14 protein-coding genes and 3 pseudogenes are annotated in these 15,534 nt (G+C 57.4%); 8 read left to right on the top strand and 9 right to left on the bottom strand.

All coding sequences use genetic code 11. From position 1 onward, the window contains the following. Positions 1 to 129: 129 nt before the first annotated feature. The gene (locus ACNYC6_RS13625; protein WP_419712702.1) at positions 130 to 1,143 is read left to right on the top strand and encodes a DUF1214 domain-containing protein; all 1,014 of its coding nucleotides are present in this window, start codon (positions 130 to 132) and stop codon (positions 1,141 to 1,143) included. A gap of 86 nt (positions 1,144 to 1,229) precedes the next feature. Here the strand turns inward: ACNYC6_RS13625 and ACNYC6_RS13620 are convergent. Together ACNYC6_RS13620 and ACNYC6_RS13615 are read right to left on the bottom strand one after the other, a co-directional pair. Then, a pseudogene (locus tag ACNYC6_RS13620) lies at positions 1,230 to 1,378 on the bottom strand (transporter); the annotation flags it as partial. Between the two features lie 144 nt (positions 1,379 to 1,522). Continuing rightward, a complete protein-coding gene (locus ACNYC6_RS13615) occupies positions 1,523 to 3,043 on the bottom strand; it encodes a DUF1254 domain-containing protein (protein ID WP_419712701.1) in 1,521 nt (506 codons plus the stop codon). A 400-nt stretch (positions 3,044 to 3,443) separates the two neighbouring features. Here ACNYC6_RS13615 and ACNYC6_RS13610 point away from each other — a divergent pair, with 400 nt between their 5' ends. From ACNYC6_RS13610 to ACNYC6_RS13590, 5 genes and pseudogenes are all read left to right on the top strand, one after another. Further along, on the top strand, positions 3,444 to 4,949 hold the full coding sequence (locus ACNYC6_RS13610; RefSeq protein WP_419712700.1) for a DUF1254 domain-containing protein: 1,506 nt from the start codon (positions 3,444 to 3,446) through the stop codon (positions 4,947 to 4,949). 149 nt (positions 4,950 to 5,098) lie between these two features. Then, positions 5,099 to 6,205, top strand: coding sequence for a DUF1254 domain-containing protein (locus ACNYC6_RS13605; protein ID WP_419712699.1), 1,107 nt, complete (start codon positions 5,099 to 5,101; stop codon positions 6,203 to 6,205). A gap of 72 nt (positions 6,206 to 6,277) precedes the next feature. Beyond that, positions 6,278 to 7,051 (top strand): transporter, encoded by a 774-nt coding sequence (locus ACNYC6_RS13600; protein WP_419712965.1) that lies wholly within the window; start codon positions 6,278 to 6,280, stop codon positions 7,049 to 7,051. Between the two features lie 50 nt (positions 7,052 to 7,101). Continuing rightward, positions 7,102 to 7,257, top strand: a complete 156-nt coding sequence (locus ACNYC6_RS13595) for a hypothetical protein (protein WP_419712698.1) — start codon at positions 7,102 to 7,104, stop codon at positions 7,255 to 7,257. Next, a pseudogene (locus tag ACNYC6_RS13590) lies at positions 7,202 to 7,429 on the top strand (transposase); the annotation flags it as partial. The gene ACNYC6_RS13595 and the pseudogene ACNYC6_RS13590, both read left to right, overlap by 56 nt. Here the strand turns inward: ACNYC6_RS13590 and ACNYC6_RS13585 are convergent. After that, positions 7,319 to 7,725: pseudogene (locus ACNYC6_RS13585) on the bottom strand (DUF1302 family protein). The pseudogenes ACNYC6_RS13590 and ACNYC6_RS13585 overlap by 111 nt on opposite strands. Before the next feature lie 313 nt (positions 7,726 to 8,038). Here ACNYC6_RS13585 and ACNYC6_RS13580 point away from each other — a divergent pair. Further along, positions 8,039 to 9,079, top strand: a complete 1,041-nt coding sequence (locus tag ACNYC6_RS13580; protein WP_419712697.1) for an AraC family transcriptional regulator — start codon at positions 8,039 to 8,041, stop codon at positions 9,077 to 9,079. A gap of 10 nt (positions 9,080 to 9,089) precedes the next feature. On the opposite strand, the gene ACNYC6_RS13575 is transcribed toward ACNYC6_RS13580, so the two are convergent. The 4 genes from ACNYC6_RS13575 to ACNYC6_RS13560 form a co-directional block, all read right to left on the bottom strand. After that, the gene (locus ACNYC6_RS13575; protein ID WP_419712696.1) at positions 9,090 to 10,169 is read right to left on the bottom strand and encodes a zinc-binding dehydrogenase; all 1,080 of its coding nucleotides are present in this window, start codon (positions 10,167 to 10,169) and stop codon (positions 9,090 to 9,092) included. 51 nt (positions 10,170 to 10,220) lie between these two features. Then, complete coding sequence (locus ACNYC6_RS13570; protein WP_218274684.1) at positions 10,221 to 11,243, bottom strand: NAD-dependent epimerase/dehydratase family protein; 1,023 nt, start codon at positions 11,241 to 11,243, stop codon at positions 10,221 to 10,223. Between the two features lie 58 nt (positions 11,244 to 11,301). After that, on the bottom strand, positions 11,302 to 11,820 hold the full coding sequence (locus tag ACNYC6_RS13565) for a 2,4'-dihydroxyacetophenone dioxygenase family protein (RefSeq protein ID WP_105641088.1): 519 nt from the start codon (positions 11,818 to 11,820) through the stop codon (positions 11,302 to 11,304). A 92-nt stretch (positions 11,821 to 11,912) separates the two neighbouring features. After that, positions 11,913 to 12,071: a hypothetical protein gene (locus tag ACNYC6_RS13560; RefSeq protein WP_158259213.1), complete on the bottom strand. Its 159-nt coding sequence runs from the start codon at positions 12,069 to 12,071 to the stop codon at positions 11,913 to 11,915. 102 nt (positions 12,072 to 12,173) lie between these two features. On the opposite strand from ACNYC6_RS13560, the gene ACNYC6_RS13555 reads away from it, so the two are divergent. After that, positions 12,174 to 13,469 (top strand): DUF1254 domain-containing protein, encoded by a 1,296-nt coding sequence (locus ACNYC6_RS13555; protein ID WP_105641089.1) that lies wholly within the window; start codon positions 12,174 to 12,176, stop codon positions 13,467 to 13,469. Positions 13,470 to 13,569: 100 nt separating this feature from the next. Here ACNYC6_RS13555 and ACNYC6_RS13550 read toward each other — a convergent pair whose 3' ends face one another. Then, the gene (locus tag ACNYC6_RS13550; protein WP_146117307.1) at positions 13,570 to 13,791 is read right to left on the bottom strand and encodes a DUF1214 domain-containing protein; all 222 of its coding nucleotides are present in this window, start codon (positions 13,789 to 13,791) and stop codon (positions 13,570 to 13,572) included. Continuing rightward, positions 13,758 to 15,224: a DUF1254 domain-containing protein gene (locus ACNYC6_RS13545; RefSeq protein ID WP_419712695.1), complete on the bottom strand. Its 1,467-nt coding sequence runs from the start codon at positions 15,222 to 15,224 to the stop codon at positions 13,758 to 13,760. Before ACNYC6_RS13545 ends, ACNYC6_RS13550 begins: the two co-directional genes overlap by 34 nt. Positions 15,225 to 15,534: the final 310 nt, after the last annotated feature.

Raw genomic sequence — 15,534 nt, 5'->3', positions numbered from 1 at the left:
TCGACTACGCTTCGGGCTGGAAGTTAATCGCACTTTCCTTCACACAATCTCGCTTACCTGGTCGACATGCATCGCATGGTTAGCACTACTTTTTAATTGCAGTCGATGGGAAATAAAGGAATAGAACCAATGATAGGCATGAGAAAGATTTTGCTCTGTACCACCCTATTGGGGGCGACCACTGCACACGCCGGGATGCAGGTAACGCCTGAAAACTACGCCCGCGCCGAAGTGGACGAATCCTATAAAAATATCGTCAAAGATGTGGGGTCGAACGCCTTTCGCCACGACAGGGCGCTCATGCCCTTGGACAAGCAGCCTGCGGTCACCATGAACCGTGACACGGTGTATTCATTTGGTGTGTTTTACGTGCCCGAGGGCACAACCATCACTTTGCCGAAATCAGCTGACAATCGATACCAGTCGGCCATGATCATGCAGAACGACGACTTCACCGATCAGGTTTTTTACGCACCAGGGACTTTCGAGATCAAATCGAAAACCGAGTTTGCTGCGGTGGTCATGCGCACGCAGATCAATCCTAACGATCCTGCCGACACCCAAAACGTCAAAACGCTTCAGGATGGCATCAAGGTCAATTGGCCAGAGGGCACGGTGCCCAAGGAATACAAAATCGTCGACTGGGATGAAGCCAGCCGCATGACACTTCGTTCCGAATATCAAAAAGAGGCCGCGAAGCTGACGAACTTCAACGACACATCAGGCGCTCGCGGGGTCATCAAACCGGAAATGCTTCGGCTCAGTGCGTCAGTTGCACTCGGGCTACTGCCGGCAAAAGATGCCGTGTACCTCTATCGTGATTACGGCTTGAGTGGTGATAAATGCTACAAGGCGACCTATGCCAAGCCTGAGTTTCTGGAGGGCGGGTTCTTTTCTTTCACGATGTATGGGGCCGATAAATACCTGAAAAGTGAAAACTCCAACCTGAACAATCGCGCCATACACTTCAATGAAGACGGTACTTTCACGGTGCACTACGGGCCGAAGGAGAAGTGTGGGGAGGTTGCGAATTGGCTGCCTACACCGGGTGATAACTGGTACCTCGGCATGCGCATCTATCGCCCTGGCGAAAGTGTTATCAGCGGCAAATACACCATACCGGAACCGACTGCCGTCAATTAGGGGGTATCGTTTCAAAGCTGAAAATGCTGCAAACCCTTTAATGAGCTTTGGCCAACGGGAGCGCCTGCCGTTGGCCAAAGTGCTGTTCAGCGTGGGAACAACAAGGTGACGGCGAAACGAAACCCCCAACCTTGCGGGCCTTCGTCAGGGCTACCCAGTCACGCGGCCCCGCTTGCAGCGTCAGTGGCTGACTACCAATTTTCAGTAGCTGCGTGACCATCAGGTTGATCGGCAAAAGTGAAGACCGGCAGAGAACCCATAGCTGACGTTCTACTCGGTTGCCCGCCCCATGAAAAGACTTGCCGCACGCTGTAACTAATAGGGATTGGTCTGTATGCGAAGCTACGCCGCTGTCATTCAGCGGGCAGCTTTGCAGGGGCTACTTAACTTTTTCCAGATCTCCCGGCTTCCAACTGCCGTCTATAGCCGGCTTGGCTGGCGCATAGAGCCGCAGGATACTGAAAAAGCCCCGGCCCGGCGCAGTAGCAAGCCAGTTTTTCTCATGCCCTGCTGGCGCTTTGGGGCCGATGTACAAATCGGTACTGCCGTCAGGGTTCTGCACTGGCTTGTCCAGTTTTCCCAGAGACGGGAAAGGTTGGCCGTTGGCCAGGCCCGAAGCATTCTCCGCTTCATAGAGCGTCACTGACCAGAACAGCTCAGCGGGTATATTCGCTGGCAAATTCACTTTGTAACTCTGGTCTCCATTGAGCTGGTCGCCGTCTGCATCCTCAAAGGTCATCATGTAGAACGCGCCCTTGCCGGGGGTCATTGAGACCATGCCTGGGCTGATGGAGTAGTAATCAGTGAAAAACCAGGTGCGCACATCCAGGTGGCGGTAGTCACCTTGTTTGGCCTGGAAAGTCAGGTCGAGAGGTGCGTTGGGCCAGCGGGAGGTGAGGTTATTGACCGGGTTCAACCATTTGCGGTCCTTGTACACATGGAAGTCAGCCTTGCCCACGCCAGGCTGGAAGCCAATGGCGCGGCTGGTCTTATAACCGGTTTTGGCAGCGGCATCGAGCAACTCGCGGGTGCGAGCTTCAGGCGCAAACGGCTGGTTGGCGACGACCCCGATACCGGCCAGCATGCCCAGCCAGTCGGGACTGGCCAAATTCAATCCCTCGTCGTCAACGATCTGCTTGAGTTGTTCGAAAGCGCTGAAGTCGCTGTGCGGGAGCATGTTCAGCTCACGACCCGAGCCGTCCGGAAACTGCATCGGCTTCGCGCTCTCCTTCTGGCCCAGCGGATAAATCCGTGATTGCTTGAGTAACGCTACTGCGGGGCTGGTATCGGCCGGGTCGGTGTAGAAGGAACGCAGGAAAATAAACACGTTATTGGTGGTTGACCGGTAAACGTAATAGCCTTTTGGTACTTCTTTTTTGTAGCCCGGTGGCAGGATCAAAAATTTGCCGCCGGCGCCTTTGTCCGGCCCTGGCAGACCGACATCGCCCGCATAGTCGAGACCGTCCACCGGCATCGGCCGTTGCCAGAAGTCCAACAGGATGCCCTGCAATTTGGCCGGAGCCTCGAACACCAAAGGGCCTGTCTTGGCGAGGTTCTCGAACACCATGCCGTAGATCAGATCGGAGTTGGGAGTCGTGATCTTGGTCTTGGCATCCAGACGTTTGGCCCAGACCGGCATGATGTTATAGCCGGTGCCAAAGGCCTGAGCCGCTCCATCGCGCATACCGGCGGTGTTCAGCAGCGGCATGGCCCAGAGATAGGTCTGCATGGCGCGCTGGAACGTGAGTTCGTCCATCAGGGTTTGGGTGGTCGCTGCGGTAGGACGATTATTTTCCGTCGGCAGGTTTACCAGATCCTGATAATGGTCGGTTTGGGCAAACGACATCGTCGAACTCGCTGCCAAGGCCACGACGGTGGCGAGAGCAGAAAGTGATTTCATTGCATACATCCGTGTTTACTCCTCGAAAGAGAGGCGGCGTCACTCAAATTTGCTTAACGAAACCGCGACAGTTGATGGCTGATTAAAGTCCACAGCCACGAGGGGTGCAAACGCACAAGCGGATTCGCTGTATCGAAGTCTCCGCTTGTGGGTCAGACGTATTCAGTTTGTGGCGAAGAGTCATCCGCTGATAGAAGTCCTTATAAGCGCTCTGTAAATGACTCAATTCAGGCTCTATATTCAGCGCTGGCTTGCCCGCCTTCCTTGTAATATCACGCTCAGCATCTAGACTCCCGAGCACATAAATGAGGAGCACGGATGCTGAAAGAAAGCCTCTATAGATGGCCTTGCAGCAATCCGACGCTTCGTTTGAAAACGCTTCCATGCAAGGACATCGAAGATGACTCACGCGTTAAAGAAACTTTCAGTCGCCATGGCGCTGACCGCCTCGACGTTGGCCATCGCGCTATGCTTCACGCCAATGGTCAGTGCGGAGGAACAGGCGCCTTCTTCTGCGCTGCTCAAACAGCTCAACAATGGCAACTGGCTCGATCCGAAGGAGGCCGAGTCCCTGCGTGACGAGCTGTACTACCAGCGCGCGATTCACGCGTACATGACCATGCTACCGGCACTCAACGTCATTGGCTTGCGTGACGGATCGGAGAAAGCGTTCGGAAGTGGCTACAACGTGCTGCCAATCTGGAAGCAGCGTATGGATTCACGCGCCATGGTGCCGACGCCCAATGCTGACGTGATCTATTCGATGAGCTACCTGGATCTGAAGAAAACCGGGCCGCTGGTGGTCAAGGCGCCACCCAACGTCATCGGCATGTTTACCGACTTCTTTCAGCGCACGCTCACCGATGTCGGTGCCGTGGGGCCAGACCGTGCGCGAGGCGGCCTGTATCTGATTTTGCCACCGGACTACACCGGGCCGGTGCCGGCCAGCTATTTCGTTGTCAAGTCGCGCACCTATAACGTGTTTCTCTTCTTCCGCACCGTCATGGCCAAGGGCGAGGGCAAGCCTGACCCGGCGCCGGCAGTCAAGTCTGCGGAGACTACCCGTGTCTATCCACTGTGGGCGACGGAGAAGGACGTCAAGCCCATGGAGTTCCCTGACGCCAGTGGCAAGGCGTTGAATATGATGTATCCGACGGACAACGAGTATTGGACCAAGTTGAAGGCGTTTGTCGACTACGAGCCGGTGGAAGCGATTGATCCTGAGTTGCGCGGGGTGCTGGCGTCCATCGGTATTATCAAGGGCGAGCCGTTCAAACCCACCGAGCAGCAGCAGGCCCTGCTGAAGAAGGCGGTCGAGATGGCGCCTCGAATGATCCTCGCTAACCGCCAGTTGGGACGCGAGGACAAGCGTAATCTCTACTATACGGATCGCCAGTACGAGAACACATGGGCAGGCGGCACGGCGGAGTGGATGCAAGACAGTTACCTGGACGTGAGTCAGCGCGCCAACTTCTTCCAGTTCGCCTATTCATCGGCACCGGCAATGGTGATGCACACCACGGGCGCCGGTTCGAAGTATCCGTTCACCGCTCGCGACAAGGACGGGAAATACCTCGAAGGTGGCAGCACCTACAAGCTGCGTCTGCCGCCGAACGCTCCGGCAGCGTTGTTCTGGGCTGTTACGGCCTACAACATCACCGACGGCACAATGCCGGAGACCAAGCAACTGATGCCCTCCACCAACGGTTATTACGACATTCCCAAGCAGTCGGACGGTTCCATCGAAATCTGGTTCGGGCCGGACAAACCTGCTGATGTCGCGGACTCCGCATTCATCCAGACCATCCCCGGTCGCAATTTCCTGGTCGCCTTGCGCCTCTATGGCGCGGAAGACGCGTTCTACGACCAAACCTGGAAGCCTGACGATGTCGTCAAGGTGAAGTAACGGACTAAAAAATCAGGCCAATCGATGGTGGCAGCGGCGTACCAGATCACCGCATTTGCCGAATGGCATTAGACCTCGCATCAACCGGCGGCACCGCACTGCTGAATCACTGACAAGCTCTACTTTAATCTATGCAAGGAGCGTTCTCGATGAATTTACTGGCCCCAACTGCTGTTCTGTTGAGCGTATTGGCAACGAGTATCCATGCTGCACAGGCCGAGGATAAAACACCCCTCCTTACCTTGGATGCAGCCCGAAAACTGGAGTCGACGCTGGTCAACGAAAAGAACGTTGCTGTCACCCAAGAGAACTTTGCTTTCGCCACACTGGATGAGTCCATGCAGAACGAGGTGAAACTCGGAGCGACCAACAAGTTCTACAACCACCGCAAACCCATGGAACTCGACAAGCAGCCTGCCGTGCTGATGAATCGCGATACGCTGTATTCCTTCGCCATCATCGACGCGTCTCACGGCGCCACCATCCATGTGCCCAAGGGCGATGGCCGTTACACCTCGGTGCACGTCATGCAGCACGACCACGTCACCGACAACGTCTACTACGGCGAGGGTGAATACACCATCGACCCGAAAACCGTCACAGACTTTGTCGTGGTCAATATCCGTACGCAAGTAAACCCGAATGATCCTGCGGACATAGCAAAGGCCAATGCGATTCAGGATGAGTACAAGGTCAGCTTCCCGGCCGGTTACACGCCGAAAGCCTTCAAGGCAATTGACTGGAACCAGGAGCAGCTCAAGCAAGTTAAAGCGCACTACGTGAAGGTGGCAGACACCCGTGGGGTGAGCAAAACCATGGGGGGCCGCGGCACGATCCCGCAGGATGACATCAACGTCGGTGTGGCCGTGGCAACCGGACTATTGCCCGACCAGCATGCCTGGTATTCCTTCAAATCGTACAAGGTCAAAAAAGACATCTGCTACGCCGCAAACTACCCAGTGCCTGGCATGGCCAACCCACAGCTGGGTTTCTATTCCATGACGATTTACGGTGATGATCTTTACCTGCACACCGAGGAGGGCTCCAGCCTTTCGAACCACGAGATCGTGCCCAACAAGGATGGCAAGACCTTCACCCTGCACTTTGGCAGTCCCCAAAGCTGCGGCAAGGATGCAGCGAACCTGCTGACCGCGCCTACAGACAACTGGACACTCGCGTTCCGTGTCTACATGCCCGACAAATCCGTTCAGAACAATGAGTACAAATTGCCAGAGCCAAAGCCTGTCACCCATTGACCATCAAGCCATAGGTGACCAGATATGGGCGCTAACAAGCAGTTTATAAGTGCTGGAGTGACGCTGGTCGCCATGCTGGGGGTCATGCCGGGGGCCCAAGCTGAGGATTCGGCGGAGCTGGCGAAGAAAGCTCTCAACCCGGTTGCGGCCATGTACAGCCTGCCGGTGCAGTACAACTGGGATCAGAAAATGGGGCCAACCGGTGAGGGCATGCACAGTGTCACCAATATTCAGCCCGTGTTGCCGTTCACTCTCAACGATGACTGGAACCTGATTTCCCGCACCATTTTGCCAGTCATCGATCAGCATGGCCTGGCGCCGAATGGCGCGGCGGACAAATCCGGTGTCGGCGATATCACGCAGAGTTTTTTCTTCTCGCCCAAACAACCCACGGAAAGTGGCTGGATACTCGGGGTCGGCCCGGCGATATTGATTCCCACGGGCAGTGATGAACTGCTCGGCAGCGAGCAATGGGGGATAGGCCCGACAGCGGTTGCCCTTAAACAGGAAAATGGCTGGACTCACGGCATCCTGGCCAATCATATCTGGGGCTTGGACGGCAGCCCACCGGATGACAAGGACAAGGTCAACCAGACCTTCCTGCAACCCTTCCTTTCCTACACCACCAGCACCCTGACCACATGGGGCGTGAACACCGAATCAACCTACAACTGGCAATCACGCGAATGGTCAGTGCCGGTCAACCTGACGGTGACTCAATTGTTGAAAATCGGTGGCCAGCCACTGACGGTGCAAGCGGGGCCACGTTACTGGCTCAACAGCCCTGACGATGGTCCACAAGGCTGGGGTTTTCGTTTCGCTGTGACGTTGTTATTCCCACGGTGAGTCAGATGCGACTTGAATTAGTTCATGAATGAAAGCTATGGCGAGCTGCCTTGGTTGATGGTCTGCTTTTGGCCGATTCTGTTGAAAAAGTAGATCTCCTGCCTGGCCTGCGGCAAAATCAGGTCATCGGCCAGCGGGGAGATTCGCAGCATGATGGGACAATTGTCGAGTGGGCAAGAGAGACTGTTTTACTCGTTCAACATTGAAGATCACATCCCAGCCAATCACCTCCTGAGCAACATTGATCGATGCCTCGATCTAAGCGATCTACGCCATTATCTCGCCGACTTTTATAGCCCAATCGGGCGTCCTTCGATTGATCCTGAACTGATGATTCGCCTGCTGATCGTGGGCTACTGCTACGGCATTCGCTCTGACGTCTTCGTCCTTCAGCGCTTCGTCGTACCAGCCCTTGACCCGGACCAGGCCGCCCATGTCGCGATTGCGCAACGACAGGTCGGTGACGAACTTGGCGATGGTCGAGACGCGGTCGCCCTTGTCGTAGTTGAGTTACCGGAGTCCACCGAACCGCCGGTACCGCCGGACTTGCCCAACAAGGCGCCGTTGGCACCGCTGTAGAGGTCGTGGTCCTGACCTTCGGCGCGCCATTGCGAGCCCACGGACAGCGTGGTGTTCCACTCACCTTCCCAACCGTTTTCCAGCTGGAAAGGCATGGCTTGCACCGCTCCGGTTGACGCGCAGGAAATGGCCAAAGCAAGCGGTTTAACGAAACTACGGACGTTATGGTTCTTGTTGCGCATGCAGATCTCCGCCATCGCCCTTACCGTGCGAGCCGGACTCGGCCCTTGGGTGAGCGTTCTTGTTTGTTTGAACAAGCATGCCGAGAGACCGGGCAGAATCATTTGTCCGTTCACGTCAGATATTTGTCATTAGCTGTCAGCCAATCCATTAAGCTGTCAGCACGGTGTAAAAACGCAGACCATTGCGTCAGGCCACCGTTTCACACAAAACCAGACAATAAAAACCATGACCGCGATGATCAAAACCACATCGTTGACCGGGTATGCGCAACTTGTCCGAGACCTGGGCGGCAACCCCGAAGACCTGCTGCAGCAGATGCAGATCGAGCCGAAGCTGCTCGACAACGGCAATGCGGTGCTTCCCTACCGCGCCATGATCAACCTGCTCGAACTGAGCGCCGATCAGCTGCAATGCATCGACTTCGGCCTGCGCCTGGCCGAGCGCCAAAGCATCATGATTCTCGGACCGCTGGCCGTGGTGGCGCAGAACGCGCGCAACGTCGGCGAAGCCCTGATCGAAATCACCCGTTTCCTGCATACCTACAGCCCGGGTGTGCAAGTGCACCTGGACACCGAAATCGACCCCGAACACGCCTACCTGATCTATGAATTGCGCCTGCGCCCGGCACCCCGTCAGCGACAGATCATCGAGCTGTCCCTGGGGGTCATGTTCAAGACCTTGCAAATGCTCTACGTGCCGGGATTTCGCCCCCACTCGGTGCTCTCGCGCACTGAGGCCCGATTACCCCAGAGTCGCTATCAGCGCTTCTTCGGCGCTCGCACCTATTTCGGTCAGGCGCACAATGCGCTGGTCTTGCTGCCGGAATATCTGAGCAAGCCCATTGACCAGCAAAACAGCCAGTTGCACGACACCATGATGGATTACGTCAGCAACATCGGTGCCGCCAACCCACTGGACATCGGCAGCCAGGTCGAAGCCTCGATTCGCCGTTTGCTGCCCACCCAGCGCTGCGCGCTGCCGCTGATTGCCGAACAATTGGGGATGCGCGAACGTTCCCTGCAACGTCGCCTGGCCGAATACGAGCTGGTGTTCGAGGACATGGTCGAGCAAGCACGCCGCGAACTGGCCGAGCTGTACCTGACCGAAGCGAGCATGCCCATGGCACAGATCGCCGGCCTGCTCGGTTATGCCGAACAGAGTTCGTTCAACCGCTCCTGCAAGCGCTGGTACGGTGTGGCGCCACGGGAGCGACGCACGCAATTACGTGCCGACCAACAACCTGCCGGCCGGCACAAACGGGGTTGAGGACGACGAATCAGTCGAAGCGGATGATGATTTTCGCGTGTTCGTCCGGCTGGGCCAGATCGGCGAAAGCACCGGCCACCTGATCCATGGTCACGCGCCCGGTGATCATCGGTGCGCCATCGAGTTTTCCGTCAGCCAAGGCTTGCAAGGTGTGGGCGAACTCTTCCCCGGTGTAGCCGAAGGAGAAGTGCACGTTCATTTCCTTGCCGATACCGATCAGCGGCTCGATGCGGTCGCTCTCCATACACACGCCAACCACGATCAGCCGCGAGCGCGGCGGTGCATTCTGGATGACTTGCTGGATCAGCCCCGGAACGCCCACACACTCAAATACCACGCATGGTTTGGGTTGCGGGCCAAGCCCCAACAGCGCCATCGGGCCGTTGATGTCGTAACCCTCGGGCGCCGCGACTTGCAGCCACGATTGATACGGCGACAGCTCGGCCGGGTTGACCACCACGTCGGCGCCCATTTTCTCCGCCAGGGCACGACGCCCGGCCGAGAAGTCCGAGGCCACGATCGGGCCAATGCCACGGGACTTGAGTATCGCGATCAGCGCCAGGCCAATCGGCCCGCAACCGATCACCACCGGCACCTCGCTGCCATCCAGGCGCGCACGGTTCGCTGCGTGTGCGGCCACGGTCAAAGGCTCGGTCAATGCCGCAATGTCCGGCGGCAGATCACCCGGCACCGGCATCAACATCTGCTCGGCCAGGACCATCTGCTCGCCGTAACCACCCGGGTAGCGATTGGAGAAACCGATGTGGTGAAAATGCTGCGCGGTGATCACGAACGGCAACGAACACACCCGCGTTCCCACCTTGAGCTTCTTGTCGCTGCCGGGGCCGTGATCGAGGATCTCGGCGCAGTATTCGTGGCCGAACACCACGTCTTGCTGGTCATCAAAGGCAATCGGAATGTGCCCGCGCTTGAAGTTGGCCAGTACATGTTCGCAGTGGTGAAACATGTGCAGGTCGGACCCGCAGATACCGCAGGCGAGTGTCTTGACCAGCACCTCGCCCTGCCCTGGCGTAGGCGCGGCGATCGAATCGAAAAGCAGTTGTTTGTCACGCATGACAACAGCTTTCATGGAAATTCTCCTTATCGGGTCGGGCCGCCGGCATTCGGCGGCCCAGAGGCATCAGCTCAACTGGCCGATCTCGCGAAGCCAGGCTTCGGAGCGGCGCAGTCCTTCGTCGAGACTGACCTTGGGGGCATAACCGAGCAGGCGCCGGGCCTTGTCGATCGAGATGCCACCGGTGCGCGCGAACATGTACATGGTGTCGGGAGTCACCTCATCGGCCCGTCGAATCATCCGATTGAGGGTCCAGATGCCCCAGGTCAGCGCCAGCGCCACGCCCAAAGGCAGGCTACGCGGTGCACCGCTGCGTCCGGCCCAGCGCCAGTGATTGCCGAAGAACTCACGGCAGCTCACCGACTCGCTTGCACTGATGTGAAAGATTTGCCCGCTCGCCTGCGGCAAGCCGGCGGCGAGCATGACGCCATCGAGCAAGTCATCGATGAACACCGGGGTCCAGCGGCCCTTGCCGCCATTGGGCAGGATCAGCGCGCCGGCCTTGGCCATCTTCAACGGCTCGCTCAACCAGGCACGGGAACCGGGGCCATAGACGTCGCCCGGCCGCACTACCGTGCACTCGATTTCACCGGCCGCGTGCGCCGCCAGCACCACGTGCTCGCTCGCACCCTTGGCCACGCCATAGCGGTAGTGATCACCGATCACCACGTCGCTGCGCTCGTCTGCCTGCTCGGGATAATTCCAGCCAAGGGCGGCAATCGAGGAGAACTGCACGAAACGCCGCGCGCCGCTTTTGATCGCGACATCCAGGCAATTGCGCACGCCGCGAACCGACACCTCGCGGTACAGCTGCCAGTCAGCGGCGAGCGAAACCACGGCGGCCGTGTTGATGAACAGCTCGCAACCACGGGCGTGTTCCGCCCACTGTTCCGGGCGGGTCAGGTCGCCGGCGACCACACCGTTGGCCAGGTCAGCACGCAGATCCATGCCACGAACCTCGGCACCCAGTGCCCGGTAGCGACGGGCCAGTGCCTGGCCGATAAAGCCACTGGCACCGGTAATGAAAACCGAACGAGGCACGTCGGGCGACTGGCCCTGAGCCCCGACGGGCATGACAGGATGGCTCATTGAGCACTCTCCACAAAGTAGCGGGATTGACAGGCGCTGCGGCGCCCGCCGTGAATGCTCAACCGACCGTGTAACCGGCATTGCCGGGGCGGATGTAACGGGCCGGTTCCAGACCGCGCTCCTTCACCAGACGATCGACGATTTGCATGATGTCGGTGGCGTCCATGACATTCACGAAATTGCCGTCCTGGTCGAAGTTGATGTTGGCGCCATAGACCACCATGAAGGTGTCGGTGGGCTCGGTGTTATCGGCCGGCACCATAAAGGTATGGATCGAACCGCCCGGCTCGTAGAGGTAGCTGCCAGCAGTTTGCGGCTGATCCGGGTATTCGACGTAATGCCATTTACCCGACATCGTGAACAGGTGAACCGGGCCGGTGTGGTAATGGCATGGCAGGCGCACGCCGGGTTGAAAGATCACGCGCAACGTCCAGACACCCAGATTCGGGTCCAGGTACAACGGCTGTACATCGACGCCGGGGAAATAAGGTGCCATGGCATCTTTATAGATCGGCAGTTCGTTGGTATTGAGGGTCAGCAGTTCCTTGTGATCGAAGAACGGCACAGGCATTGGCATTATTGTTTTCCTCATGCATGCAAAGGTGGGTAACGGTTGTTACGACGTCTCCATACTGCGACGGTTACCGGCTGAAGAATTGTCATTTGCCGTCAGGCACTTGGCATTTGCTGCCAATCAATTGCCACCACGATCAAGTGCATCATTTGCATTGAAGCGGGCACTGGCAGGAAATCGCGTCTAACCTTCTTCGCACTTTGCTTCATTTTTTTAGCATCTAACGTCTGCCTAAAAGTTTGTTTGCGCGTCATTTAAATCATTACAAACAATGCTTTACTTTTATTTTGACACGGTGATAACTAAAAAAAGCAGCGATTACACAATATGAAGTTTCTCGACAACCCGGAGTGTCCATGAAGAACTCACTACTAGCGGCATCCTTACTCTCGATTGCATTCCCAGCCTTTGCGCAGATACCGGACAAGGTCGCCGAGGACGCATTCATCTACGCCTACTCGATCGATGAGGCCTACAAGTTTTTCTACGAAACGGCGGTGAAAACCGACACTCCGCTGAACCGTTTCCAGAACATCCGCCACTTGGCCGACGATACCTACACCGCGCACCCGACAATCAACAACGACACTCTCCACCTCATGGGTTGGCTGGACGTCGCGTCGGAACCGGTGATCATTAGCGTGCCCGACATGGATAAGGGGCGTTACTGGGTGCTGCATACCATGGACATGGGCCACTACACCACCTCCATGATCGGCGCCCGCACCCGTGGCACCAAAGGCGGCCACTTCATGTTCGCCGCCAAGGACTGGAAAGGCGATGTGCCGCCGAGCGTCGACGAAGTGATCCGCGTGGATTCCAATCTGGTGAAAGTCATGGGACGAATCATGGCCACCAGCCCCGAAGACGAAAAAGTCGCGCTCACCTACATGGACGACTGGAATGTGCGCACGCTGTCCGCTTATTTGGGCGAACCGGGGCCAAAGGAAAAACAACGAACTTACCTCGACCCGGCCAAGACCAACTGGTTGCAACGGGTCAACGCCGTACTGTGCGATGGCACCATGGGCAACGCCGACAAGAAGTGGCTGGACCAGTACAAAGACATCGGCCTGGCACCGTGCAATGAAAAATTCACCCCGGACCAACTCGCCACAGCGAAAAAGGGTGAAGAACTGGGCATGAAGCACATCAAGGAACTGGCGCCGAAAATGACCGTCGCCGGCAAGTTGCTGGGCACCCGCAATCAATTGGGTGACGGTGAACGTGACCTGTTTGCCGAAGGTACTTACCTGGGCCAATGGGGCCTGCCACCGGATGAAAGCGTCTACCTCAAATCGGAAACCGACAGCACCGGCAAACATCTGAGCGGTGCCAACGGCCAGAAGTACCGCATGCACTTCAAGGCCCCCGACGTCAGCCAGTTCTGGTCGTTCACGGTGTATGCCTCGGACAATCGCCTGATGGCCCACAACGAATTGAACCGTCACAGCCGCGGCGACCGTACGCTCAAGCCCAACACAGATGGCACCTACACCATCGAGATGAGCGCCAAGGGCGACGCCAATAATCCCAACTACCTGCCGATTCCAGAGAAAGACATCTACATCATCATGCGCATGTACGGCCCGAGCAAAGCGGTGCAGGAAGGCGCGTACACGTTCCCGGCCATTGAGACAGTTGCCGAGTAATCATGCTGGCTGCACGGCATTGCCGTGCAGCCACCGATGGGCCCGGGTGCCTGACTTATCTCGACTGCGCTTGTCTCGATCTCAATGGCTGTTGCGCTATTCACTCAGCCAATTCGATGTCCGGCAATTTGAAGGTCTTGTTATTCAAGGCCTCGGTGCCACCGTAGAAGCGCATCGCGGGTAACGGCCGTTTACCCGCAGTCGGAATCCAGTTGATTTCCAGCCCGACCGGAGCATTGGGACCGAAGTAAATCGTAGCGCTGCCGTCAGCCGCTGCCCGGGCATTCATCACTTCACACGCATGGCCGCAGGCGGCGTCCATTCACCGCTAAGCACTTCCGGTTTTGGCCAATAGGTGCGAATGGTCACCTCGAACTCGCTGTTGGGCGCCGGGAGCCAGTTCGCTTCCTTGTCCTTGCCCGGTGACTGGTGCTGCACGTACAGGGTCAGCGAACCATCGTCGTTGTACTTCATGTTCTTGCTGTTCTTGGTGCCCAGGGAATAGCGCTTTAGGTCGTTGGGGGCGAAGAAATGCTGCGGATCGTACATCGTCAGCGACCAGAAGCCATTGGCCGGCGGTGTCTGGCCTTTCGCGAAGGTCAGCGTGTAGCGGTGATCGCCTTTGAGCCGCTCACCCTTGTCGTCCACTTCAAGGAAGAAGTAACGGGTCTCTTCCGGCTGGTTGGTGTACATGTTCGATTTCGATGTCGCCGTCCGGGAGAGGTAGTCGTTACCCCAACGCGCCACGTTAGTCGGTGAGTTCCAACCGTTAGGCAACTTCGAACCATTGGTGCGAAAGGAGAACAGCGGGTTGACGGCCTTCTCTTCGGTATCGACCGCGGCCTTGACGATAGCTGCCTTGACCGCCGGGTCTTTCGCCGCTGCATCGAGCATGGCTCTCATCATGGCGTAGCGGCTCTCTTCGCCGGCCAACGGCGGCACCTTGTCGAGTACTTCAGGCAACTGGTCGAAGAACTTCTCGGGGATCACCCAGCGTGATTCCGCAGCGGATTTTTCCGCCTGAGGGAAGTGTGGCGTGGCCTTCCAGTCCTTTGTGACGGTCTTGCCGGTGTATTTGCTCAGGGGATAAACCACCACCTGGTTGAGGACCGCCTGAATTGCCTTGCGGTCTTCGGCACTGTCGTCCATAAAGGCGCGCGGCCCTGCACCGACGAACTCTGTCGGTGACTTGATCACTTCAGTGATGCCTTCGGGCACGGTGCCCTTCCAGTTCGGGCCGACCACCAGGTAGTTGCCGGGTTTGGTGCCGTACTGTTTGCCCAGTTTGGAGAACTCCTCACTGCGCGCGTCGTACAGTGCGTACACCCAGAAGCGGTCGCCGAAATCCGGGACCTGCAACACCATCGGATCGTCGTCGGTCGCGCCGAAACCGAAACCGTACACCACGTCCTGGTTAGGGTGCGCCACCCAACGCTGCGCCGGCGAGATATAGTCGGTGAGCATGCTGACATAACCGGTCGGCGCCGTTGGCAGAATGCCGCCCATCAGACCCGGCTCGGGTGCCTTGGCAAAGGATGCGCGACGATTGAACGCGTTCACGATTGGCCAGCCCCACAGGTAGGCATCCTGAGCGATCACCGTGGCACTGGAAGGCGTGATGACGGTGCCGGCGGGGACGCCTGGCACCTCGGCGGCTAGTTTACCGGAGGAGTTTTCTCCATCGGCTTGGGCACCACCCGCCAGCACGACGGACATTGCCAAAGCCAGCAAGGAGTAGCTGAAAGTGGTTTTCATCGGTTCAAACTCCGTTTGAGTAATCAGTTCGATTGATAACCCTAGACGAATTTTTTTGAGATTCGATGGATAGCCCCAGTTTTAGGTAGCTGCGAAAAGGATGCCCGTATTGAGTCGGCTACGGGTTGTTTCGTGCCTCTCGCGACGGGCAACAATCGGCCAACAGCCGCCTGACACGACAGCCAGAAATTGGCCAGTAGCGGTCTGTCACTTCGCTTCTACAGTCCTCTCTCTGCAGAAAAACTAGCCTCTTCAGGCCTCGCTATTTATCTCTAAACACGATTGCTTGTAACTAGCGGTCAATTTTTTG

This window comes from Pseudomonas sp. NFX224 (genome assembly GCF_048565165.1).
In the GTDB taxonomy this organism is placed as follows: domain Bacteria; phylum Pseudomonadota; class Gammaproteobacteria; order Pseudomonadales; family Pseudomonadaceae; genus Aquipseudomonas.
Note: the sequence above shows the minus strand (reverse complement) of the source record. Positions and strands in the feature narration are given on the sequence as shown.

Coding starts and splice junctions, on each gene's coding strand:
- ACNYC6_RS13625 (WP_419712702.1), top strand. CDS start 130: ATGATAGGCATGAGAAAGATTTTGCTCTGTACCACCCTATTGGGGGCG.
- ACNYC6_RS13615 (WP_419712701.1), bottom strand. CDS start 3,043: ATGAAATCACTTTCTGCTCTCGCCACCGTCGTGGCCTTGGCAGCGAGT.
- ACNYC6_RS13610 (WP_419712700.1), top strand. CDS start 3,444: ATGACTCACGCGTTAAAGAAACTTTCAGTCGCCATGGCGCTGACCGCC.
- ACNYC6_RS13605 (WP_419712699.1), top strand. CDS start 5,099: ATGAATTTACTGGCCCCAACTGCTGTTCTGTTGAGCGTATTGGCAACG.
- ACNYC6_RS13600 (WP_419712965.1), top strand. CDS start 6,278: ATGCTGGGGGTCATGCCGGGGGCCCAAGCTGAGGATTCGGCGGAGCTG.
- ACNYC6_RS13580 (WP_419712697.1), top strand. CDS start 8,039: ATGACCGCGATGATCAAAACCACATCGTTGACCGGGTATGCGCAACTT.
- ACNYC6_RS13575 (WP_419712696.1), bottom strand. CDS start 10,169: ATGAAAGCTGTTGTCATGCGTGACAAACAACTGCTTTTCGATTCGATC.
- ACNYC6_RS13570 (WP_218274684.1), bottom strand. CDS start 11,243: ATGAGCCATCCTGTCATGCCCGTCGGGGCTCAGGGCCAGTCGCCCGAC.
- ACNYC6_RS13565 (WP_105641088.1), bottom strand. CDS start 11,820: ATGCCAATGCCTGTGCCGTTCTTCGATCACAAGGAACTGCTGACCCTC.
- ACNYC6_RS13560 (WP_158259213.1), bottom strand. CDS start 12,071: ATGACGCGCAAACAAACTTTTAGGCAGACGTTAGATGCTAAAAAAATG.
- ACNYC6_RS13555 (WP_105641089.1), top strand. CDS start 12,174: ATGAAGAACTCACTACTAGCGGCATCCTTACTCTCGATTGCATTCCCA.
- ACNYC6_RS13550 (WP_146117307.1), bottom strand. CDS start 13,791: ATGGACGCCGCCTGCGGCCATGCGTGTGAAGTGATGAATGCCCGGGCA.
- ACNYC6_RS13545 (WP_419712695.1), bottom strand. CDS start 15,224: ATGAAAACCACTTTCAGCTACTCCTTGCTGGCTTTGGCAATGTCCGTC.